Raw genomic sequence first — 22,593 nt, forward strand, 5'->3', positions numbered from 1 at the left:
TACTGGGAGCGTGGAGCGGACCGGCGCTCTGTACGAGCGCGACACCGAGATCAGCGCTCTCACCGGCCTGGTCACACGGGCCCAGGCCGGACGAGGGGGACTCGCTGCCGTCGAAGGGCCGGCGGGCGTCGGCAAGAGCAGCCTGCTCGCTCAGATCCGCACGATCGCTGCGCCGCCCACGTTCTGTGTGGCTACCGCCCGCGGTGTCGAACTGGAGCGAGAGTTCTCCTTCAGTGTCGTGCGACAGCTGTTCGAGCCGCTGCTGGCCGCCGAAACTCCTGAGCGACGCGAACAGCTGCTATCCGGTGCGGCCGGCCAGGCCGCTCCCGTCTTCGGACCGGTCACCGCTGACGGCACCATCGCCGAGCGTGACTTTGCCGTCCGTCACGGACTGCTGTGGCTCACTTGCAACCTGTGCGACCAGCGACCCTTGGTGCTGGTGGTGGACGATGTTCACTGGGCGGACGTCGCCTCGCTGCGGTTCTTCATCCACCTGCTGCCACGACTGGAAACCCTCAGGCTCTGCATCGTCGTGGCCCTGCGCCCCAACGTGCCCGCAGCAGACCGGCACCTGCTGGATCGGATGATCACCGACCCCACCTGCCAGGTGCTGCGCCCGAAGGCGCTGAGCGCAGCGGCTGCCTCCAGCCTGGTGCGAGAGGAGTTCGCCAGGGCCGCGCCAGGAGAGCATGTGCAGGATGCCTTCCTGGCCGCCTGCTACAGCGCCACAGGGGGAAACCCCCTGCTGCTCAAGGAGACGGCTGCCACCTTGCTGGCCGAGCATGTCGCGCCGCGAGCGGCGAATGCCACGCAGGTCACCACTCTGGGGCCGCGCGCTGTCGCCCGCTGGGTGTCGTTGTGGATTCATCGCCTCCCGGCCCAGGACCTGGCGCTTGCCCAAGCGGTGGCCATTCTGGGGGGAGACGTTCCCCTGGAGCAGGCCGCGGCACTGGCGGAGCTGCCCTTGAGCGCGGCGATGCAAGCCACGGCTGACCTACAGCGCATCGAGCTGCTCCGTGCCGGATCCTGGCAGGGACCGTCCAAGCTGATCGGCTACACCCATCCTGTGGTCCAGGCCGCGATCTATCAGGCCATCGCCCCTGAGCAACTCTGTGCCGCACACCGTCGAGCCGCCGACCTGCTCTCCCGGACCGGAGCCGAGGCGGAGAAGGCAGCCGCGCATGTGCTGCGCGTGCCGCCCGCCGGGGAGCCCGAGCTGCTCTCGATTCTGCTGCGTGCCGCCCGCGATGCCCGCAGCCGGGGTTCTCCTCATGCCGCCGTGACCTACCTTCGGCGGGGCCTCAGCGAGGCGTCGATCCCCAACGAGCGCCTGGAGGTCCTGCATCAGCTGGGGAGCACCTTGCAGCTCACTGACACCGATGCCTCCGTGAGCTATCTGCGGCAAGCCCTGCCCCTGGCAGGCAACGACCGTCACCGCGCGGCGATCGCCAGCCTCCTGGGCAACGGACTGCTGCTGTCCCAGCGCATTCCTGAAGCGCTGGAGGTGTGGCGCCAGGCCCTGGCCCAGCTGCCGCCCGATGCCCCGGACCTCACCGCCAGGCTGCAGGCCGACATCCTCTCCGTCCCCCTCTTCGAACCGGCCGCCCCCGACATCCGGCAGGACATCCTGCGCGAGGTGGGTGAGCAGCGGCTGCTGGAGCCAGGGCCCTCCCTGGGAGGAAAACTCCTGGATTGCGTGATCGCCGGGCACGATGCCGTCGTCGGCGACCCCCGCGCTGTTCCGCGGGCGCTGCGGGCCATACAGGACGGGGAACTGCTCCAGCAGGCCATCGGCACAACATCACTGGCCCTGGCGTGGTGGGTGCTGATCTGCGCTGACCGGTCAGAAGCGCTCACCAGCCTGGACCAGGCAGTGACACAGGCCTACCAAGAAGGATCAACCAGCACCCTGACTACCGCCCTGACCTACCGCGCGCTGGCCCGGTTGGCCAGGGGCACCCTGACCGAAGCGGAAGCCGATGCCCGCGAAGCCGTTCACGCTGTCGAGACTGCCGGCATCAGCCTGCACCGCCTGCTCCTCGGCCCGTTCCTGGCCGACATCCTCATTGAGCGAGGCAGCCTGGACCAAGCCGAGCAAGCGCTGGACTGGGCTGTGGAAGGCGAGGCGCTTCCTCTCACCGGCCTCATCTATCACCTGCTGCTGAGCCGTGCCCGCCTGCTGCGCCTGCGGGCGAAGCCGGGAGACGCCCTTGAGGCTGTATTGGCCGCAGGAGAGGCCTTCGTCGCGGCCGGTGGGCAGAACCCCGCGGTCCTGCCGTGGCAGTCCGAGGCCGCGCTGTGTCTGCATCAGCTGGACCGGGAAGAGGAAGCGCAGTCGCTGGCTCTGGAAGAACTGCGACTGGCCCGCGAGTGGGGCGCGCCGCTGGCCCGCGGACGAGCCTTGCGCATCGCCGGACTCGTTCACCGCGGCCAGAAAGGGATGGCCTTCCTTGAGCAGGCCGTTGACCGGCTCCGGTTTTCGCCGGCCCGCCTGGAACACGCCAAGGCAACCGCGGAACATGGCGCTCTGCTACGCCGCGCCGGCCGGCGCACGGACGCCCGGCGCGTCCTGAACGAGGCCTGCGACCTTGCCTCTCGCTGCCGCGCACAGCCGCTCGTCCAACAGATCAACACCGAGCTCAAGGCGTGCGGTGCCCGCCCCCGCAGCGCTCTTGCTGTCGGAATCGAGGCCCTTACCCCCAGTGAACGGCGCGTCGTGGAGTTGGCCGCCGCTGGAAGATCCAACCGCGAGATCGCCCAAACCCTGTTCGTCACGCACAAGACCGTCGAGGCCCATCTGGCCAGTTCCTATCGCAAACTCGACATCAGCAGCCGGCGCCAGCTGGCCGAGCAGCTCGCCGGCCCGGCCCAGGTGGGGTCTGCTCCGAAGCGCAACCACAGCCCGGGTTCACATGAGATCACATGAAATAGCCTGGAAAGTCCTTGAATGTCTGGGAGTGGAGTTCACACCATGACCCCGGAACGAGGCCGCGTGCTGGTTGTCGACGACGACCGGACGAACCGCATGATGGTGACCTACCGGCTGGAAATCAATGGAATCCATGCAGAGGCCGCCGAGAGTGGACACCAGGCACTCGGCATCATGCGCACGGAAACCTTTGACATCGTCCTGCTCGACATCCTGATGCCGCAGATGGACGGGTACACCACGCTTGAACTCATGAAAAGCGATCCCGCCCTCCGCGACACACCGGTCGTCATGATCTCCCAGCTCGACGACATGGACAGCGTCGTCCGATGCCTCGAACTCGGAGCAGAGGACTACCTCCCCAAACCTCTCAATTCCCTCCTCCTCATGGCCCGCATCAACGGCATCCTGCTCCGCAAACGCCTCATGGACATGGAGGAGGACTGCGACACCCATCTCGGTGTCCTGATCGAAGCCCTCAATAGCGAGAACGACGCATTCGACCCCGAGCCGCTCCGCTCCATCGCCGGCCGCGACGACCGCCTGGGCGAATGCGCCCGAGCTGTGCAACGCATCATCCCGGCCGTGAGCCGACGCAGTCACCCTTGACCGAGCCTTTGACGTGCGGTTCAGGCCCGATGGCACCAGGCCGGTGATCCACAGGCCGGACCCCGGCGTCCGCGCTCAGTGATTCCCCGTATGCATGACGAGAAGAGGCCCCGAAATGAACCGATCAAGCCCGGTAACGCCTTAAGCGCCACCTGCCGGTCCTAAGAGTGCCCTGCCACTACCAGGGCGGCAGTCTGATCGGAGGACCAAAGCATGCCAACCACACCCGTGCTGAATCCGCAGGTCGTGCAGGAGCTGGTGGACTCGCTCGAAGCCCCGTTCGTCATAGAGCTCGTCAACACGTTCTTGGAAGACTCTCCCCAACTGGTCGACCAGATCCACCAGGGGATCCAGGACAACGAGACAGAGCAGGTACACCGTGCGGCGCACACTCTGAAATCGCTCAGCAAGACTTTCGGGCTGGAGCAGCTGGGGCCGTTGTGCCAGGAGCTGGAGAAACTCTCAGCACACGGCGAACTGTCCGAGGGCACGACGTCGGCCGCAAAGGACACCGAAACCGCCTACCGGCATGCTCGACAGGCTATGGCAGACCTTCGGCAGGAGCTTGCCCCCGTGACGGCGCACAGCAGCCGGCCACGGGAAAGCTGATCGCGGGAGGAAGGCGATGAAGCGCCGCCACGCCGCGGTGACCGGCGAGGGCCCGGATGAACCCGGGGCGCACCCGCGGGAAACGCACGAGATGCCGCGCGAAGAGAGACGGCGACGGATCAGGCCACGGATATGGCATAAACTCGCTGCTATCTGGGTGGCGTTTATGCTCCCTCTGATACTCGCAACTTTCTTCCTCCTGAATCAGCAGAACTCAGGGATCAATTTTGTCCGCGATGAAATGGCGGGGACGCAGTACCTGCGCCCCCTGAGTGCTCTGATCGAAAACGTATTGCAGCACCGGACGCTGTCTCGTCGTGCCACAGAGGAACCGTCAGCCGCGCATCAGGCACAGCTGCTGGAAAAGCGGATCGACGTGCTGTTCTCCGACATGGCTGCCGTGAACCATCGGTTGGGGAAGCGTCTGCATACCACGCACGGCGAGATGGCCGGTGCCGGCCGGACGGCACAGCTACCGTCGGCCATGGCCGACCAGTGGGCCAAGATCAAGGCCACCCACTCGCCGCGGACCGCGGCCGCGGCCGACACCCGGCTCATTTCCCACCTGCTGCAGCAGTTCTCCTACGTAGGCGACACGTCCAAGATCATTCTCGACCCGGATTTGGACACCTACTACACCATGGCGGGTCTGCTCCTCACCGGGCCCAGACTGATGGAACGGATTTCCACCCTCGGCGACACCGTAGATGCGCGGCTGCGTGACGGTTCCCTCAACTCGGCCGACCGGAGAGAACTCACACAGACAGCGGGATTCCTGGCCCAGGACACCACCGAACTACGCAGACAGCTCGACCGAGCCTTTGAAAGCACTGGTGCGTTCAATCACAACAAGCAGCTTCGGCCTGTCCTGGCCCCACTGCTGCGCAGTGCGGAACAGAGTACGGGTGCGCTGAACAGCGCAACAGCTGACCAAGCCGTTCGCCCCGTGAGCCCGTCGGTGACAGCCGACCGGTATGCGACATTGGCTTCTCGGGCTTCACGGGCGAACTCGTCGCTATGGCGAGCCATGTTCGACCAGGAAGACGTGATGCTGCGGGCCCGGCTGGACGGTTTCACGGAACGCCGGGCGATTGCGTTCGGAGCCATCGGCGCGGCAATGGCCACAACAGCGACGATCGCGGCACTCATGTCCCGGCGCATCACCCGCAATGTGTCTGAGGTGGCCAGGGCCTCGCACATCCTCGCTGAAGGCGACCTGACACGGCGGGCCGGAGTAAGCACCCAGGACGAGATCGGCGAAATGGCAATCGCATTCAACACAATGGCCGACCGTCTCCAGGAAAGCTACGAAGCCGTCGAACAGCAGGTCCGCCATCGCACAGCCGAACTGAAACGGCGTACTGATTCCCTGAGTCTCCTCCAGGCCGTGTCCGCCGCGGCCAATGAGGCGACCAACAGGGACGAGGCGCTGTCGACGGTGTTGAGGCTGGTCTGCCGTCACATGGGCTGGCCTGTCGGGCAGGCGTACCCGGTGGTATCCAAAGGGGCGGACAGTACCCCCGAACTGGGTCCTCCTGTGGGTCAGTACGTGGAAGAACAAGCCGTAGCCGCTACGCAGCGGCATCGGTTCACTGCCGGGCCCTCGTCGGCCGCGCGGGCTGCGCTTGCCTTGCGTGAACCTGTGTGTCCTCAGCCCGGCGCTACAGAGAATGGCATCACATTCGGAGCTGCCGAGGAGCCTTGCATCGCAGGTGCCATAGCATTCCCGGTGATGACGGACAACGAAGTGGCCGTTGTCCTGGAATTCTTCACTACCGAGGCCTCACCTCTCAGCGACTCCACCCGGACTCTGATCGCCAATCTCACCACACAGCTGGGACGTGTGGAAGAACGGCAGCGAGCTGTTGCGCTTCGTCTGTCCATGGAGGCTGCCCAATCAGCCAACCGTGCCAAGAGTGCTTTTCTGGCGACGATGAGCCACGAAATCAGAACTCCAATGAACGCGGTCATCGGAATGACGGAACTCCTGCTTGACACTCCCCTCACCGCAGAGCAACACAACTTCGCGGAGATCGTCCGTAACAGCGCAGACAATCTGCTGGCGATCACCAACGATATCCTTGACTTCTCCAAGTTCGAGGCGGGGAAATTCGACCTGGAAGACATTCCCTTGAACCTGGGTGAATGCGTTGAATCCGCTTTCGATGTCATCATGACGCGCGCGGACGAAAAGGAAAACCTGGAACTGAGGCACGTCATCGATCCTCGTCTGCCGGATGAGGTGTTGGGGGACGGCGTGCGCATCCGTCAAATCCTGATCAACCTGCTCGATAATGCAGTAAAATTCACCCAGTCGGGAGAGGTTGTGCTGTACGTCCGGTATTTCTCGGCCAAGCACAGCGGCAACGGCACCTCCGGCCGCAATGAATTCCTCTTGCACTTCACCGTACGTGACACCGGCATCGGAATACCGCCGGACCGCATCGAAAATCTCTTCCAGCCATTTGAACAGCTGGACAGCTCCACCACCCGCAGGTTTGGTGGCACGGGGCTGGGACTGGCCATCAGCCGACGGCTGGCCGAGCTCATGGGAGGTTCGATCTGGGCCGAGAGCGAAGTGGGCAAGGGGTCGAAGTTCCACTTCACCATCCGTACCCGGGAAGTTCCTGAGGAGATGCGCCGCCAGGACGCCAAGGGCACAATCCAACTCACCGCTAAACGGCTTCTGATCGTTGACGGCAACCCCACCGACCGTATGATCCTCACTCGTCAGGCGGAAACCTGGGGCATGCGGGTGCGTGAGACCGGATTCCCATACGAGGCCGCCCAATGGATCAGCAGGGGGGATCCATTCGACGTCGCGATCCTGAACATGCAGATGCCCGATACGGACGGTGTTGTGCTCGCGCGCCAGATCCGCCGCTACCGGGATGCCAAGGCCTTGCCGTTGATGCTGATGACCTCCCCGGGCGAGCCGGATGCGAGCGCCGAGGACATGGCCATGTTCTTTGCCCACCACACCAAGCCCGTCAAAGCGGCGCTGCTGCATGCCGACCTGTGTCACATTCTCTTGGAAAAGCAGGCTTCCTCTCCCGCATCGCCCCAGCCGACGCAGCAGGCACACTCGGGGATGGCCGCGCTGCGGATCCTGCTGGCGGAGGACAACAGCGTTAACCGCCAGCTGGCCCTGCGCATGCTACAGAAACTCGGGTACACCGCCGACGCCGTTGAAAACGGTGTCGACGCTGTGAACGCTCTCCGAAAGAAGAAATACGACGTGGTCCTCATGGACGTCCACATGCCAATGATGAGTGGACTCGAAGCAGCCAGGAAGATCCATCAGGAATTTCCCACGCATCGACGCCCCAGAATCGTGGCACTGACAGCTAGCGCAATGGCCGAAGACTACGAGGCCTGCCTGGCCGCAGGAATGGATGACTTCATCAGCAAGCCACTCCATCTGAATGACCTGAGAGCCGTACTGGACAACTGCACCCCCCTGGTATCAGGTGCCCCCGATGATCCTCACGCAGACGGATAGAAGAATGGCCAGGCGCCGTCCACCGATCAAGGACTCGACACCTCACCCGCTACCGGGAACAAGCACGCCAGGGAAGCCCGCCGACCCGTTGCACAGGTCACCGGTTGGATACCCTGGGAATCGGCAAATGGCACCGGGCTCATTAGGGTGTGAGAGCCGGCTACACACCGAGATCGACGAGAGACGCCAGGGCGTGTCCTGTCGGAGGAGTGGTGGCGATGAAGCGTTCTGTGGGGCGGCGTGTGAGTGTGTCGCTCCGAATGCTCGTACGTGTTTTCGTCCTGGTCAATGCCCTATTGCTTGCCGTTGTGCTTACCCTGAGCGTGGGTGCTGTGCAGAGCATGCAGGACGCTGCACGGGCCGAGAGCCGGCGGTCGGAATCGCTGCGCCTGGCAGACGAACTGCGCCAGACCTCCGATGACCTGACCCGCATGGCAAGGACGTACGCGGTCACCGGAGAGTCACGTTACCGGGACTACTTCGTCGAGATCCTGGCTATTCGTGACGGTAGAGCACCGCGCCCCGAGCAGTACGACCGTGTCTACTGGGATGTGGTCACCGACACCGGACGGCGACCCACTTCCTCTGGACCGGCTGCCAGCTTCGATACGCTGGCCGCGCGGGCAGGGTTCACCGGTCAAGAGTTGAGCCTCCTCAAGTCGGCGCGGTCGCGCTCCGACGCTCTGGCGCGAATCGAAGAGGCGGCCTTCGCCGAGATCGACAGCACCGCCGGAACTTCCAGGGCAGCCGCCGGCCGGGACAGGGCTGCCGCACTGCTCTACGGCGCTGATTACCATCACGCCAAGGCTCAGATCATGCAACCGATAGGACGCGTGTTCGAGCTGGTCGACGTGCGTACACACCGAGAAACCGCGCAGGCAGTCGGCCGGGCGACTGGATACTCGTCGGCAGCGGTCGGCGTCGCACTGGTGATGCTGTGCGGTATGGGGGTCGTCGCGGTTGTGGCGCGGCGAGCGATCATCCGTCCGGTCACCATGCTCGACCACGCTACTGCGCGCATCGCCGAGGGCGACTTGCGTGTGCGTGCGCCAGTCGGGGGCGTCAGCGAGATCAGCTCACTCGCCACGCGCTTCAACGGCATGACTGAGCGGGTACGGCTCCGAACCGGAGAGCTTGAGCTGCTTCAACGCGTCGCGGTCACCGCCAACGAGGCCGCTGACCTGACTGAGGCGACGCAGGTTGTCCTCGACCTCGTCTGCGGCTACACCGGCTGGCAGGTGGGCCATGCATATTGGCTCGCCCCTGGTGCGGCACGGGCCGAGGGCGCCAAGCTGGTCCCCTCGCAGATCTGGCACTCCGATGACTCTGCAGAGTTTCGGTCATTTCGGCAGGCAAGGGAAGCCAGCCCGCTGACCCCTGGAAAGGGGTTGCCCGGACGTGTATTTGCCAGCGGTAAGGCTGTGTGGATCGTCGATGTGACCAAGACCCCTGAATTCTCCGGAGTCGGCCATGCGGACGACATCGGTGTGCATGCCGCCATGGGATTCCCCGTGCTGGTGGGCGACGAAGTCGTCGCCGTGCTGGAATTTTTCTCATTCCAGCTGGCCGAGCCCGACGGGGTATTGCTCGACCTGATGGGAAACATAGGCACGCAGCTTGGCCGAGTCGTGGACCGTATGCGTGCAGAGACTGCGGCACGCAACGTCAATTTGTTGCTGGAATCGACCGCCGAAGGTATCTACGCTACCGACCTCCAGGGAGACTGCACGTTCGTCAACAAGGCCGCAGCCGAGATACTGGGATACGAACCCGACTCCCTGGTCGGCAATCACATGCACGAGCTGTGCAGCCACGCCCAGCGCAACGGTCTTCTCTGGTCGATCGAGGAATGTCCGATCTGTGCGGCGTATCGGACCGGTCGTGGGCGCCAGACCGAGGGGGAGATGTTCAGAAGGCGCAATGGAACTGTCTTTCCTGTAGCTTGCACCTCTTACCCGATCAGTGAGAAGGGGGAGGTTCGTGGGGCGGTCGTCGCCTTCTCGGACGTCACAGCCCAGCGACGCGCCGAGGAGGCGCTGCAGCAGGCGAAGGAGGCAGCCGAGAGCGCCAACAACGCCAAGAGCACTTTTCTGGCGACGATGAGCCACGAGATCCGTACCCCGATGAACACGATCATCGGCATGACCGGACTACTGTTCGACACGGAACTCGACCACGAGCAGCGCGACTTTGCCGGCATCGTCCGTGAGAGCGCGGGAGCCCTGCTCACGCTGATCAATGACATTCTCGACTTCTCGAAGATCGAGGCCGGTAAACTCAAGCTTGAGCACCAGCCGTTCCATGTCGACGAGTGCGTTGAGACCGCGCTCGAACTCGTGGCCGCCCAGGCAGCCGCGAAGAACATTGAGTTGGCCTGCCTGGTTGACCCGGATGCGCCCGAGGGCATGGTGGGTGACGTCACCCGCCTCCGGCAGGTGCTGCTCAATCTGCTGAGTAACGCGGTGAAATTCACCGAACGAGGCGAGATAGTGGTCACGGTCGACGCCGAGCCTCTGGCAGACGCCGGCGCCGGGCCGACCGCGTCCCCGAGGTACCGATGGCACTTTGCTGTGCGGGATACCGGAATCGGCATCGCGCCCAATCGAATCGACGGACTTTTTGATCTGTTCAGTCAGGTCGATGTCTCAACGACCCGCCGCTACGGGGGCACCGGTCTTGGCCTGGCCATCTCAAAGCGCCTGTGTGAACTCATGGGCGGGACGATCTTCGTATCCAGTCAGCAAGGTGAGGGCTCGACATTCCGCTTCACAGTCGAGGGTGAGACGGCAGCCGTCCGGCGGCGCGGCCGTGTACCGGAGGCAAGGCCGGAGCTGGCGGGAAAGCGGGTGCTCGTTATCGATGGAAGCGCGGTCAACCGTCAGATCCTGATGACACAGATGGCGTCATGGGGCATGCAGCCGGTTACCACCGAGTCACCGGCCGAAGCGCTCGAATGGCTTTCGGCCGGAGCCCAATTCGACCTAGGCATCCTTGACGCAAAGATGCCGGAGGGGAATGGACCCACCCTCACCGAAACCGTACAGGCCACCCAGCAGCATCGCTCCATCCCGCTCATCATGCTGACTTCGCTCGGTCAGCAGCGCAACGACCTCCCCAATTCCCAGATAGCCGCCTACCTGACCAAGCCGATCAGGCCGTCCCAGCTCTTTGACGCCATCATCAGCGTCTTCACAGGGCAGTTGGCCGGTCCTGTGTCTGCCGTGGAGCGCACGCCTGAAAAGCATCGGAGCGTGCCCCCGGGAACTTTGCGGATCCTCGTCGCGGAAGACCACGCGGTCAATCAGCGGCTGGCAGTACTGCTGCTGGACAAACTCGGATACCGAGCCGACGTCGCGAGCACTGGTCTGGAGGTATTGGCTGCGCTCGAACGTCAAACCTACGACGTGATACTCATGGACGTGCAGATGCCAGAGATGGATGGCCTGGAGGCGACCCAGCGCATCCGCTCGCGTTGGCCGGGCGAGGGTCGCCCATACATCGTCGCCGTCACTGCCAACGCAATGGAGGGCGATCGGGGGCCGTGCATCGAAGCCGGGATGGATGACTACCTCACCAAGCCCATCAATCTCAAGGAGCTGGGCAACGCACTCGCCCGCTGTGCACGCCGGGGCGAGCCCACTCATGGTGACTTCGGCTCGTCAGGGTGACGCTGGGGTGTCGTACAAGCGCGATGACGAACCGGCCGTCGGGCCCTTAGAGGCACCACCCCACCCACTTCTGGATCCGGGTGGACGCTGTGGCCGATCCCAAGCTGATAGCCGGTTACTACAGGGAGGTCGCGCCGGGCGCCACCATGAAAGTGAACCAGCCGGGCGCGAAGGCCCCCTCGATGGCGGGTGTGCCCACGCGCCACGGTCTTCGGCGCCCTGGAGCTTCGGGGGGCGCCGGGTTCTCCTACCCCGGGCCCGCGGCCCGTCATGGAGTCTGCCGCGGGCCGGGCCGCCGTCATGCCGTCGTGGTCCCGGGCCCAGTGGGTCCAGTGCCCTGGGCAGGGATGCGGGCGTCGGCCCATCCCTGCACCGCCGGCTCTGCCAGCGAGTGGACCCACCAGTCGGCCAATGCCGTCTCCCTGTCGCTGGGGCGGGGACCGACTCCGAGTACCCGCATGCCCGCGCCTGCGGCAGCTTGGATGCCGCAGTGGGAGTCCTCGACGGCCAGCGTGTCAGCGGGGTCCACGCCACAGAGTTGGGCGGCGGTGAGGTAGACGTCCGGGTGAGGTTTGGGTCTCGTGGTGTCGTCGGGTACCACAATGTGGCTGAAGCAATCCCGGAGTCCAGCCATTCCCAGGCAGGACTCGACGACTTCAAGTGGGCAGTTACTGGCCACGGCCAGCGGGGCGAACTGCACGGTCGAATGCACCAATTCCGGCGCCCCGGGCATGGTGGTGGGGTCTGCGGCGACGAGTTCACGGAAGTGCTTGAGCAATGATTCCGTCATGTCCCCGGTCAGTTCCGGTCGCCCGGCCACATCGGCCATTAAGCGCCCGCATTCGGTGTAGTGCAGCCCTCGCGCCTTTTCCGCGAATTCGTGCGAGGGCGCGCAGCCGTAGCTGTGTAGCACCATGTCACGGGCGTCCTCCCAGTGGCGTTCGGTGTCCATCAGCGTGCCGTCGCAGTCGAAAACGACGGCCGCGGGGGTCCAGGAAAGGATGCTGTCTGCGGTCATTCGGGATTCCGTTCTGATGGGGCCCGAAGGCGCCGATGCGACCGGTCGCGAGGAAGGCAGGGCAGCGTCGGTTTCACGGACGCCCGGCATCGGGCCGAGGGATTCCGGCAGGGCAGCTCCCAAGGCAGCTCCCATGGCGAAGAGTTCTTCCGCTCCAGCCGGAAAATAACGATCGTTACGTTACGGATGGAAGCGCAGAAAGGTCAACCAATTCACAAATGTCAATATTGTGTGTTCTACGTATAATTGAAGGTTCCGCAAGCCGTCTCTGTGCCGCCCTGGAGGATGCGGAATGCACACGTCGAGCCGTGCCGGGTGCACAGCACGCGTGCGGGTGGGGTCAGTTCGGTGAACCGGGAGGCATTCAGCCGGCCCCAAAGGGGCCGGCTCAGCCTGCCCCGGCTGCGGTACGAGGCGGCCTGGCGGGCGGCTTCCAACAGCACCATGCCAGGCACGTGATCGGTGGGGTGGTCGAAGAAGAACGGGTGCAGCGGGTCGGCCGGCGAGACCAACAGCTCGCCCTGGTCGAGAGCGAGGAGCGCATCATGCGGGTGATTCACGGTCAGCTGTGCGGCCGGCGGGCGCGACCCGCCCTCCGGAGGGCGAGCCGGGACGGCATCGACCGCGCTCCTGGCGCGCAGCGCGGTGAAGCGCGCGCCGTCCAGGAACCGCACGCCCCCGCCACCTTGGCCGAAGGTCACCCCGCACGCGGCGAAGGTGACATTCAGTCGCAGTCCGACGGCGGACTCGTCCGGCGCCCGCCGTACGGCGCTGACCCGTGCCGAGCAGGTGATTTCGGTCGCTCCGGCGCGGGCCGGCAACTCGTCGGCAGGGCTGAGGTGGAAGAACAGGTCGGTGATGACCGCACGGAAGACCTCCGGAACCGCGTAGAACCGCAAGGGAATGTAGAGACCGAGCTGACGCAGTGTTTCCACCAGAATCAGCGGGCTGTGCCGCTGCGACCCGTCGCGGGGGAACGTCGCATGCGCGCGTGGCCATGACGCCGCCGCCAGGAAGGCGTGCGGGGTATCGGCCGGTCGTACATCCGTAAGGAGGACCTCTGCCACCGAGGTCCGGTGCACCAGCTCCCGCTCGACGGTACGGGACCAGCTGAGCGGCTCACTCTTTCCGACGACCCTGACCGTTGAGGTGCTCATACGACCAGGGAATACCGAAATTCGAACATGCGCACCCTTGAATTCCAGGGCGCGGGGAGCGGTAGGTTGCCTTCCGGCGGAGCGAGAACAACGTTTGAGGTGTACGTGCAGATCCGGGCGGAAGCGACGCGCAGGTTCCTTCTTGAGGCGGCGGCAACCTTGTTCGACGAGAAAGGGTACGCCGGTACCAGCATCAGCGACATCAGCGCGTATTCCGGTCGCACCAGCGGGGCCATCTATTTTCACTACGCCAGCAAGGAGAAGCTCGCCCTCGCCATCGTCGAGGAACATTTCGCCACCTGGCCGCATTTGATCAGCCGCTTCCGGCAGCCCGGCCTGCCGGCCTTGGAGAAACTCGTCGGGCTGAGCTTCGAGGTGGCACGCGCCTTTCGAGATGACATCGTCGTCCGGGCCGGAGCCCGCCTTTGGGCCGAACGCAAAGCCATCGACGCCCAGCTCCCCGCACCGTTCCTCGGCTGGATCGAAGCCGTTACACAGCTACTCGAAGAAGCCGCCCGTAACGGTGAACTCGCTGCCGATGTGCCACCTGCCGCCACCGCCCACGGCATCGTCTGCTCCTTCTTCGGTCTGCACACCGTCTCCGATGCCCTGGAGGGACGCCGGCACATCGAGGAGCGCCTGCATGACCTGTGGACTCTGCTGCTCCGCGGCCTCCAGGCCGAGCCTGATCCCGCCGGTCTGCTCGATCGCGTGCGCTGAGCGGCGCGCGACGCCCACCGATCTTGCAGACGTTGAGGAAGGCCGCAGTCGGCAGCTGCGCCTGTTCCCTGTTCCAGTGGATGGGCCGCGAGGATCGTCGGGGCGGTGTGGCCGTGCACCAGGGTGTGCTGTGCGGGGTGCCCGGTGAGAGCACCCGTGCTGCGGCGGTCCTCCGTGCGGTCTCACGGGGGCGTACCGCGTCCGCACCGGCCTCGGCCTGGCGCTGGCGTGCGCCATCGACCTCTCGCTTCAGCACTCCTGCGGTCGGCGGACCTCGCCCGTGCCCAGTGTGATCACGGCCCGCGGCCGCATGGGCTCCTCGCCGCGTCGGGAGAGCAAGACCACCTCCTCGACCACCGCCGACAGCGCGCCGAGCCGGACGGCACACTCGGCGGCCAGGCGCTTCGGGTCCTGGGTGCGGCCGAGGGACAAATGCGGGGTGAAGCGGCCGGCGCGCCCGTGGCAAAGTGGGAACCGCAGCCCCAGCTCCCGGTGGAGATGGGCCCACGGCGCCGGGTCCGCCGCAGCCGGATCGAGCCACAACGTCGCGTAGCGCCGATGCCGGAAGAACCGCACTCCGGCCAGGCGCGCCGTGAACGCCGTGCTCTGGGCCGCCCCGGCGGAGAGCAGCGGCACGGCCCGCGCAAACGCTTCCTCCGGCACGAAACCGAACAGCAGATTCACATGCGGCGGCCACCGCCGTACCTGCGGATCGTGTTCCCAGCGGATGTCCTGAATCACCGGCCAGAGCTTCCGCGGCGGCAGCCACGCCACTGCCGTCCGGGCTGTCGGCGCCACCTCAAGAGCATCTACCGGCTCGGCCCCACCGAGATCCGGATTCCCGTTCACCTGGCCATGGTCCCAAATCGGGCTCGGAAAACCGTCCAGAGGGGGCCACAGGGTGTCGATGTGATCGGTACCGAGGACCCTTGAGCGGCCTTCAAGGACCGCCGGCCGTACAGGCCGGCGTCCCTGGCATATTCGATGCAGGCGATGGCCGCGGCAGGCGATGGCCGCGACGGTCACGGTCTCCGCATCCGGACCGGGGCCCCGTCCCCCGCCTGTTCAAGCAGCCGGTGCAGATGCGCGGTGGCGAGGTGCCAGAAAGGCCGGTCGGCCGGGCTGCGAGGGGCATGTCTGGCCGCATGCTCGCTCACAGATCTGGATGCTTCGTCGCCACTTGGTAGTACCCCGAGTGGAACACCAGAGGGGTGCCGCCCTCGGCCTCGTACTGTTCGACCTCGCCGAGGAAGATGATGTGGTCGCCGGCGTCGAGGCGTTGGACGGTGCGGCATTGGAAGCGGGCGACCGCGCCGTCCAGGAGGGGGGTGCCGGCGATGCCGGGGGTGGTGGGGGTTCCGCGGAATTTGTCGTCGGCCGGGGTGGCGAACTGGCGGGAGAGGTGGTGCTGGTCGGCGGCCAGTATGTGGACGGCGAAGTGCGAGGCGTCGGTGAAGTCCGGGAGGCTCGGGCTGTTTTTGCCGGGGCACCACAGGACGAGGGGCGGGTTCATCGAGACGGAGGTGAAGGAGTTCGCGGTCATGCCGACGTTGCGGCCGTCGGGGGAGCGGGCCGTCACCACGGTCACGCCGGTGGCGTACTGGCCCAGCGCGCGGCGCAGTTCGCGGCCGTCGAAGCGGGCGGCGTGCTGGGCGCGCTTCTCGGCGAGGAAGCGGTGTGCCTCGGCCTCCTCGAACCACCAGCGGTAGAGGGTGCGCGGGTCGTCGAATCCGGCGGCGAGGGCGCCGGCGACAGAGGGGATTTCGGCCGCCGCTGTCAGAAGGTCACGGTGGTGGGGACTCAGGTCGGCCAGGAGGGAGTTGGTCCAGCCGACGGCCCATTGAGCCCAGCCCCGCCAGAAGTTGTCGAAGGTGCGCTGCATCCACTGCGGGGTGAATTCGGCGGTGCCGTGGCGGAGGATGCTGTCGAGGTAGTGGGTTGCGGCCTGGGCCGCGTTGTTCGAACCCTGGCCGGTGATCGGATCGTTGAGGACGACGGCGTCGGCCATGCCGAGGACGTGCCGACCGGAGGCCAGGCGGGCCACGGGGCGCCGGACGGTCGGAGTGAGCCTGCCGCGCAACACGCCGTTGTTATCGGTGAGTCGGGCGTGCCGGCAGCGCTCGTATTCGTCGGGGAAGAACCGGTGGAGGACTTCCAGTGAGCGGGTGAGGTGGCCTTCAGGCGTGCGGATGTCGTCCCAGCAGTCCATCGGGCCGCCGGGGACGCCCTCGAAGACCATGATGTCGCAGGGTCCGGTGGTGGTGAGGGCCGGGAAGGAGAAGTATTCGCCGACGCCGGGGACCAAGCGGTAGTGGACGGCGTCCTCTCCCTCCCGCGGTGCCGTTCCCGTGACATACGTCAGAGCCAGCGCACGGCGTGGCCGGTCGTACGGGGAGAGTTCGGGGTTGCGCGGGAAGAGCTGGCTCAGCTCGCCCTTGCCCGTGGAGACCACGACGAGATCGTGCGTACGGGCGTACCATTCGAGGTCGTTGACGCCCGCCTCGTGCAGCACGATCTCGCCGCGACCGCCGTCCGCGAACTGCTCTATCCAGGCGGCACACTTGACCCGCTGGTCGACGGAGTGGGCAGGACCCTCCAACGGCGCGCGCCAGGAGACGTCCGGAGTGCCGTGCGGACCGATGAGAGAGAACGCGATGCCGGAGATGTCCGGGGCATGGTCCTCCCAGTGGTGCAGGCCGAGTTCGCGCTCGGTCTGGAGCGCGGTGTCGAACATGCACTGGCTGGACATGACCGGGCCGCGACGTATCTCGTCGGGGTCACGGTCGGTGACCAAGGTGACGTCATAGCCGTGCGCCTGGAGGCCCAGGGCTAGTTGGGCACCCGCCTGCCCGGCTCCGACCACCGCGATCCTTCTCATGTCCTGCTGTCCTGCTCTCGTTACGTATCTATTGCTGACGTAGCGTCAGTTCGCTGGTCCTGGCGGGCCGTTCAGGCGCCGACCTCGGCCAGATAGTTCTTCGCGGCGACCGGGTCCATGAACCAGTGGAACAAGTCGCGCGGGTCATCGAAGCCGTTGACGAAGCGGGCGGCGATGCGGGAGTTGGCGCTCGCCGCGCCGAAGAGCTCCAGGACGTGCTGTGGCGGGGCGCCGAGCATCGCATTGGTCCAGGTCGTGGCGGCCCCCGCGTTGTCCCAGAAGCGGCCGAAGGCCAGCTCCATGAACGCGGCGTCGTACGGGCGTTCGCAGTGGTCCAGGATGGTGGCGAGGTAGGAGGCCGCGCACTTCGAGGCGTTGTTGGACCCCTGGCCGGTGATCGGATCGTTGAGGACGACGACGTCGGCGAGGCCGAGCACCTGCGCGCCGGAGGGCAGCGTGGCGACGGGCTTGCGGACGGTCGGCGCGAAGCGGCCCGCGAGGGTGCCGTTCTCGTCGGTGAGCGTGACACCGGTGCAGCGCTCGGCCTCCCACGGAACGTACGTCCGCAGCAGCTCCTGGAACTTCGCCAGCTGCTGGTGGGGGGTGAGCCCGTCGAAGCAGTCGAGCGGGCCACCCGGGATGCCCTCGAAGAACATGATGTCGCAGGGGCCGCTGGTGGTGAGGCTGGGCATGGTGAAGTACTCACCCACACCGGGGATGACGTTGAAGCTGACGCCGGGGCGGTCGGGCAGCGCTGCCATGCCGGTGACGTACGCCAGGGCCAGCGCGCGCTGCGGAGCGTCGTACGGGGAACGCATGGCATCCCGCTCGAAGAGGCCCGCGATCTCGCCCTTGCCGGCCGCGACGATCACCAGGTCGGACTCGGCGGCGTAGCGCTCCAGGTCCTCGATGCCGGCCTCGCAGAGTTCCAGACGGCCGCCGCGGCGCGCGAACTCGCCCATCCAGAGCGGCATTTTGACGCGCTGGTCGATGGAGCGGGCGGTGGCCTCAAGGCGGGCGTCGAAGGAGAGCGCCCGGCCGCCCTGGCCGTCGGCGATGCTCACGCCGAGACCGTCGATCGACGGGCAGGCGTCGCCCCAGAAGTCGAGGCCGAGGTTGCGCTCGTGGGCCAGCGCGGTGCCGAACATGGCCTGGCTGGACATGACCCGGCCCTCGCGGATCTGGTCTCCGGTGCGGTTGGACACGAGGGTGACGTCAAAACCGTGGTCGATCAGGCCGATGCCGAGCTGGAGACCTGCCTGGCCGGCTCCGACGATGGTGATCTTGCGCATGAGGGGGACCTCCGGGGGTTGGGGTGTGCGGTTTTTTGAGCAGCGCCGTGCAGTGCCGTGCGCTGTGCACCGTTTCGGCGCGCGGCGGCATCGACGAGTGGGCAGCGGCTGTGCGGAATGCGGCTGCCCGCCCGAGGGGGGATGGCGGGCAGCCGCGGGAGGCCGGGTCACCCGTAGGACCGGGGGATGAGCCCCGGGTAACCCGGCCGGCTAAAGGGGCCCGGCCGAAGCGGCGAGCCGGGGAAGCAGAGGCAAGGGTGCCGCGACGTGCGGGGGTACGGCCTTGGCAGCCCTCGCCGCGTCGGCTGTGCGTAATACGCACAGCGCGCATGCGGCGGGCTGTCCGCTGGGCGTGACTCCGCCTCTGACGAGCGCAGTCCGGCCCGGCACTCCCTGCATTGTTGATTCCCAGGATCTCTCGGGTCCGCGGTGGCCAGGGGGCAATCTTGGTATGGCAAGATCACCCCCGCTATCCGGATCACGCGGGTTGCTGTCCCGATCGCGCATCTCGGCGGTGGAGGTTTACATGCCCGCTGAAAAGTCCCCCCTCGCAAATCACCAGCGGTTCCATACAGCGGACATTTGGGAGGCGCGGGCCGAGGTCGGCCGTGCCTTCTGTCCGCATGACCTGCGCATCACGCGGCGCTCGGCGACGCTAGACGCCCGGCTGCACGGCGCACCCTTCGATCGGACAGGTCTCTATTACCTCGATTACGGAACGGAAGTCCGGATTACACCGGGCGATCTGGAGAGCTTTTTCCTCGTCCAGATCCCGCTCGCCGGTTACGCCGAAATCACCTGCGGCCGCGAGGAGATCATTTCCTCCCCGGAACTCGCTTCTGTCCCCTCTCCGACCGGAAAGTTGGACATGCGCTGGGGTGACGGCAATCCGCAGCTGATCGTGTGGTTCGATCGGTCCTCGCTGGAATCGCACCTGGGCAGTCTGCTCGGCCGCGCCGTACGCCGACCGATCTTCTTCTCGCTCGGCATGAACCTCACCACACCGGGCTCCCGGTCCTGGCTCAACATCGTCGATCTCATGCGCCGGGAGGCGGAGGGGCCTGGTGGCATGACAAGCCAGCCCTTGGTGACGAGGCAGCTTGAGTCACTCCTCATGACCCAGCTGCTGATGGCCCAGCCCAACAACTACACGTCGGCGCTGCTCGGCGAGCAGCCGCGCGTCGCACCGCCCGCGGTCCGCCGGGCCATGGAGGTCATCGAGGGACACGCCGCCGAGCCGCTCACGGTCGCGGAGATCGCGGAATGCGTCGGCGTCGGCGTACGGGCCCTTCAGGAGGGCTTTCGCCGGCACCTCGACACCACGCCGCTCGCGTACCTGCGCGAGGTCCGCCTGGACCGTGTACGCAAGGAACTCCTGGCCTCCGACCCGGGTGCCGCGACCGTGACCGCCGTCGCCTCCCGCTGGGGCTTCCTGCACCCCGGCCGTTTCTCACTCGCGTACCGCCAACAATTCGGGGAGTCGCCTTCGGAGACGTTGCGGTCATAGGAGGAGGTCGGTCTTTCGACCGCCCTGTCGATCAGCGGACAGCGACTAGCGGGCAGCGGGCAGCGGGCAGGACGATGCAGGCCGTTATGCCTGTCCTCAGTCCTGACAATGCGGGGAAAACCGGCTCCCCTTCGTGCCGGTCCGCACTCGCCGTCCTGGTGGTCACGGCGTCAAGTCGAGAAATGCCCAGTGCGCTTGGGGTTGCGCGCCGCTGAGCCATTTCCCGCAGTTCTGCAGGACCGTGGGGCTTGAGGTGATGTGCTGGGTGCCTGTGCCGAGATCACGTAGAAACCGGTCGATCGGCCCGCGCCGGATCGCTGCCGTTCCCGCCCATCGGTGCACCGTCTGGCCCACGTCCTGCACGGTCCACGTCGCGTGGTTGAGCGCCAGCCTGAGCAGAGTGTCCTGCTCGGTACTCGTCAACTCGCCTGCATCCAGGGTGTTTTCGATACCTCGCCATACCTCCATCGCCCACGCCCGTGCCGAACGAAGCTTGGCTTCGGCGGTCGCGTACTCCGCGTGGAACTGCGCGGTGTCGACGGCGGCGTTGCGTGTGCCGGATTTGGCCGCGGCGACCAACTTCAGCTCATCGAGCAGGCGCCGCCCGACACCGAGCGCCCAACCGGTGTGTCCGATTGCGGACATGTTGACCAATCCGAGGCGGTAGATCGCGCCGCCGTTGACCGGGTCCGTCGTCGTGGCGAGATACGTGTACGTCGCCGGGACAAGCTCATCGGCGCAGTGGTAATCAATGCTGTGCGTCGCACGCAGCCCGAGCACATCCCAGTTGTCGACGAGTTCCACCTGCGACTTCGGCATCGCCAGCACCCGTAGCTCCCGGGTGCCCTCGACCTGGATCGCACTGTGGATATGGGTGGCGTGCGCCATACCGGAGGCGAACTGCCAACTGCCGCTCACCAGATATCCACCTTCCACCGGGACGGCCCGGCCGGGCCGGGTGCCGTGACCGGCCAACAACGCGTGGTCCCCACCCGCGACATCCGGGAACAAGTCGGCCGCCGCAACGGCATCGAGATAGGCCGCGGTGGTGCCGGTCGTCAATTGCAGCGCCATCGTCGTCCAGCCGGCCGCGGAATCGTGGTAACTGACCCGCTCGACTGTCTCCATCAATTGGCGTGGGGAGAACTCATAGCCGCCGAGGCTTCGCGGTAGTGCGGCCCTCACGACCCCGGCGCCACCCAGCAACGCCCGCGCGATGTCCTCGGTGAGTCTGCCGAGTTCCTCGGCCGCGTCCGCGTCCGCCTCAAGTGCCCCGCTGAGTGCGTCAATCCGCTCAAGCATCGCGGGAAATTCCGGGCTGACGTGCAATTCGGTCGAGGCCGCCATGGAGGGTTGCTCCTCGCTGTCAGTATTGAGTCAGCGTCACCATAGGGGAGAAAGCGTACGGTTCCTCGGCCTGCTCAAAGAATTCCCGTGCTGAGTCGGGGTGTGACAGGCAGCCGTCGCCGCAAGAAGGACCCAGCGGTTCTGCCGGCCGTCGCTGCAATCGAGCGCCGGCTCACCGGAGCGCTCCGGCGGAGCCGAGTTCGTCCAGGACCAGACGATGCAGCGCACGCGCTGCCGGCAGCCGTCGCCAGCGCCGGACGGGAGAACGTGGCGCTGTCGGACGGCGTGGTCACCGTCGTTGGTTCAAGGTGCGGATCAGCTCGCGGTCCGCGTCACCTGATCGTGTACACGATCCGTGACGTGGACTTCTCGATGACTTCTTCCGCTGATGATCGAAGCGCGACTGAGCCGTCCGAAGACGTCTTCTGTCTGTGTCCTTCGGCATGCCCGGTCGCATGCACTGTCCGCTCAAGAGAAACGGCTCATCGTGCATTTGACTCCGCACGAGCAGGAGCGCCTGCTGATCCATGTGGCGGCTGACGTGGCGCAGCGGCGCCGCGACAGTGGGCTGCTCCTCAATTACCCCGAGGTGATGGCCCTGTTGACCGTGCACGTCTTTGAGCAGGCGCGCGCCGGCAAGACAGTCAGCGACATCATGGACTCGGGCCGGCAGTTGTTGAGCCGGGGCGAGGTGATGGACGGCGTTCCGGAGATGATCAAGAACGTTCAGGTGGAGGCCACCTTCCCGGATGGCACCAAGCTGGTCACCATTCACGATCCCTTCCCGGAGGCGACAGAGGAACCCGATGTGTACCCGGGCAAGGTCGAGCACCCCCGGCCGCCTCGCAAGCCGGACTGCCCGGTCGACTGCGACGGCGACAGCGGCGACGACTCGTCCACGTGCTGTGACAAGTGCCGGGAGGCGGAGGCCGCGTCTTGGTACAAGGCGATTGAGTTCAACGCAGACCTACAGGAAGACGCCACCACGCTGCCGGGCGTGGGCAGGACGAGGGTCAGGGTGAAGAACATGTCGGACCGCCCCATCCAGGTCGGTTCCCACTATCACTTCGCCGAGGTCAACCCGGGGCTGAAGGTCCTCAGGGTCGAGGTCCCTTCCGGTCCGGAGCTGGAGCCGCCCCAGGAGCTCAAGGACTGTGAGGCGGCGCGGATGCGGCGGCTGAACATCGCCGCGGGTACGTCTGTGCGCTTCGAGCCGGGCGACGAGTGCTGCGTCGAGTTGGTGGAGATCCGGGGAGACCGACAGGTCAAGGGACTGCGCGAGGAGACACACCAGTGAGCAACAACCAGACCACCCTGTCGAGCGGCAGGTCGGCGAGTTCCCCGGAGAACTCGGCGG

Annotated in this window: 13 protein-coding genes and 3 pseudogenes; 9 read left to right on the forward strand and 7 right to left on the reverse strand. The window is 66.1% G+C overall.

What is annotated here, in order from left to right; translation table 11 throughout:
• Positions 1–10: 10 nt before the first annotated feature.
• The 5 genes from STRTU_RS35540 to STRTU_RS35560 all read left to right on the forward strand — a co-directional run bounded on the left by STRTU_RS35540 (position 11) and on the right by STRTU_RS35560 (position 11,317).
• Positions 11–2,926, forward strand: coding sequence for an ATP-binding protein (locus STRTU_RS35540; RefSeq protein WP_159749537.1), 2,916 nt, complete (start codon positions 11–13; stop codon positions 2,924–2,926).
• A gap of 45 nt (positions 2,927–2,971) precedes the next feature.
• Positions 2,972–3,538, forward strand: coding sequence for a response regulator (locus tag STRTU_RS35545; protein ID WP_159749539.1), 567 nt, complete (start codon positions 2,972–2,974; stop codon positions 3,536–3,538).
• Positions 3,539–3,751: 213 nt separating this feature from the next.
• Positions 3,752–4,147, forward strand: a complete 396-nt coding sequence (locus STRTU_RS35550; RefSeq protein ID WP_159749541.1) for an Hpt domain-containing protein — start codon at positions 3,752–3,754, stop codon at positions 4,145–4,147.
• 16 nt (positions 4,148–4,163) lie between these two features.
• Positions 4,164–7,649 carry a response regulator gene (locus tag STRTU_RS35555; protein ID WP_159749543.1) on the forward strand — a complete coding sequence of 1,162 codons (3,486 nt, stop codon included), beginning with the start codon at positions 4,164–4,166 and terminating at the stop codon, positions 7,647–7,649.
• Positions 7,650–7,867: 218 nt separating this feature from the next.
• On the forward strand, positions 7,868–11,317 hold the full coding sequence (locus STRTU_RS35560; RefSeq protein WP_159749545.1) for a response regulator: 3,450 nt from the start codon (positions 7,868–7,870) through the stop codon (positions 11,315–11,317).
• Between the two features lie 298 nt (positions 11,318–11,615).
• Here the strand turns inward: STRTU_RS35560 and STRTU_RS35565 are convergent, their stop codons facing one another.
• Together STRTU_RS35565 and STRTU_RS35570 are read right to left on the reverse strand one after the other, a co-directional pair.
• On the reverse strand, positions 11,616–12,335 hold the full coding sequence (locus STRTU_RS35565; RefSeq protein WP_159749547.1) for an HAD family hydrolase: 720 nt from the start codon (positions 12,333–12,335) through the stop codon (positions 11,616–11,618).
• 236 nt (positions 12,336–12,571) lie between these two features.
• Positions 12,572–13,492, reverse strand: coding sequence for a ScbA/BarX family gamma-butyrolactone biosynthesis protein (locus STRTU_RS35570; protein ID WP_159749549.1), 921 nt, complete (start codon positions 13,490–13,492; stop codon positions 12,572–12,574).
• Positions 13,493–13,591: 99 nt separating this feature from the next.
• Between STRTU_RS35570 and STRTU_RS35575 the strand changes: the two genes are divergently transcribed.
• Positions 13,592–14,212 (forward strand): ScbR family autoregulator-binding transcription factor, encoded by a 621-nt coding sequence (locus tag STRTU_RS35575; RefSeq protein WP_159749551.1) that lies wholly within the window; start codon positions 13,592–13,594, stop codon positions 14,210–14,212.
• 249 nt (positions 14,213–14,461) lie between these two features.
• On the opposite strand, the gene STRTU_RS35580 is transcribed toward STRTU_RS35575, so the two are convergent.
• From STRTU_RS35580 to STRTU_RS35590, 4 genes and pseudogenes are all read right to left on the reverse strand, one after another.
• A complete protein-coding gene (locus tag STRTU_RS35580; RefSeq protein ID WP_246241654.1) occupies positions 14,462–15,010 on the reverse strand; it encodes a 2'-5' RNA ligase family protein in 549 nt (182 codons plus the stop codon).
• Positions 15,011–15,365: 355 nt separating this feature from the next.
• On the reverse strand, positions 15,366–15,833 hold the full coding sequence (locus tag STRTU_RS36270; protein WP_371873714.1) for a flavin reductase family protein: 468 nt from the start codon (positions 15,831–15,833) through the stop codon (positions 15,366–15,368).
• Between the two features lie 42 nt (positions 15,834–15,875).
• A pseudogene (locus STRTU_RS35585) lies at positions 15,876–17,090 on the reverse strand (styrene monooxygenase/indole monooxygenase family protein); the annotation flags it as partial.
• Positions 17,091–17,161: 71 nt separating this feature from the next.
• Positions 17,162–18,382 (reverse strand): styrene monooxygenase/indole monooxygenase family protein, encoded by a 1,221-nt coding sequence (locus STRTU_RS35590; RefSeq protein WP_159749556.1) that lies wholly within the window; start codon positions 18,380–18,382, stop codon positions 17,162–17,164.
• 451 nt (positions 18,383–18,833) lie between these two features.
• Between STRTU_RS35590 and STRTU_RS35595 the strand changes: the two genes are divergently transcribed.
• A complete protein-coding gene (locus STRTU_RS35595) occupies positions 18,834–19,889 on the forward strand; it encodes an AraC family transcriptional regulator (protein ID WP_269777434.1) in 1,056 nt (351 codons plus the stop codon).
• A gap of 162 nt (positions 19,890–20,051) precedes the next feature.
• Here the strand turns inward: STRTU_RS35595 and STRTU_RS35600 are convergent, their stop codons facing one another.
• Entirely contained in the window at positions 20,052–21,236 is a 1,185-nt protein-coding gene (locus tag STRTU_RS35600) for an acyl-CoA dehydrogenase family protein (RefSeq protein WP_159749558.1), read from the reverse strand.
• 487 nt (positions 21,237–21,723) lie between these two features.
• Here STRTU_RS35600 and STRTU_RS36015 point away from each other — a divergent pair.
• Both STRTU_RS36015 and STRTU_RS36275 read left to right on the forward strand, forming a co-directional pair.
• A pseudogene (locus STRTU_RS36015) lies at positions 21,724–22,017 on the forward strand (urease subunit gamma); the annotation flags it as partial.
• A gap of 213 nt (positions 22,018–22,230) precedes the next feature.
• Positions 22,231–22,533 (forward strand): annotated as a pseudogene (locus STRTU_RS36275) (urease subunit beta); the annotation flags it as partial.
• Between the last annotated feature and the right edge of the window lie 60 nt (positions 22,534–22,593).

Source organism: Streptomyces tubercidicus (genome assembly GCF_027497495.1).
GTDB lineage: Bacteria > Actinomycetota > Actinomycetes > Streptomycetales > Streptomycetaceae > Streptomyces > Streptomyces tubercidicus.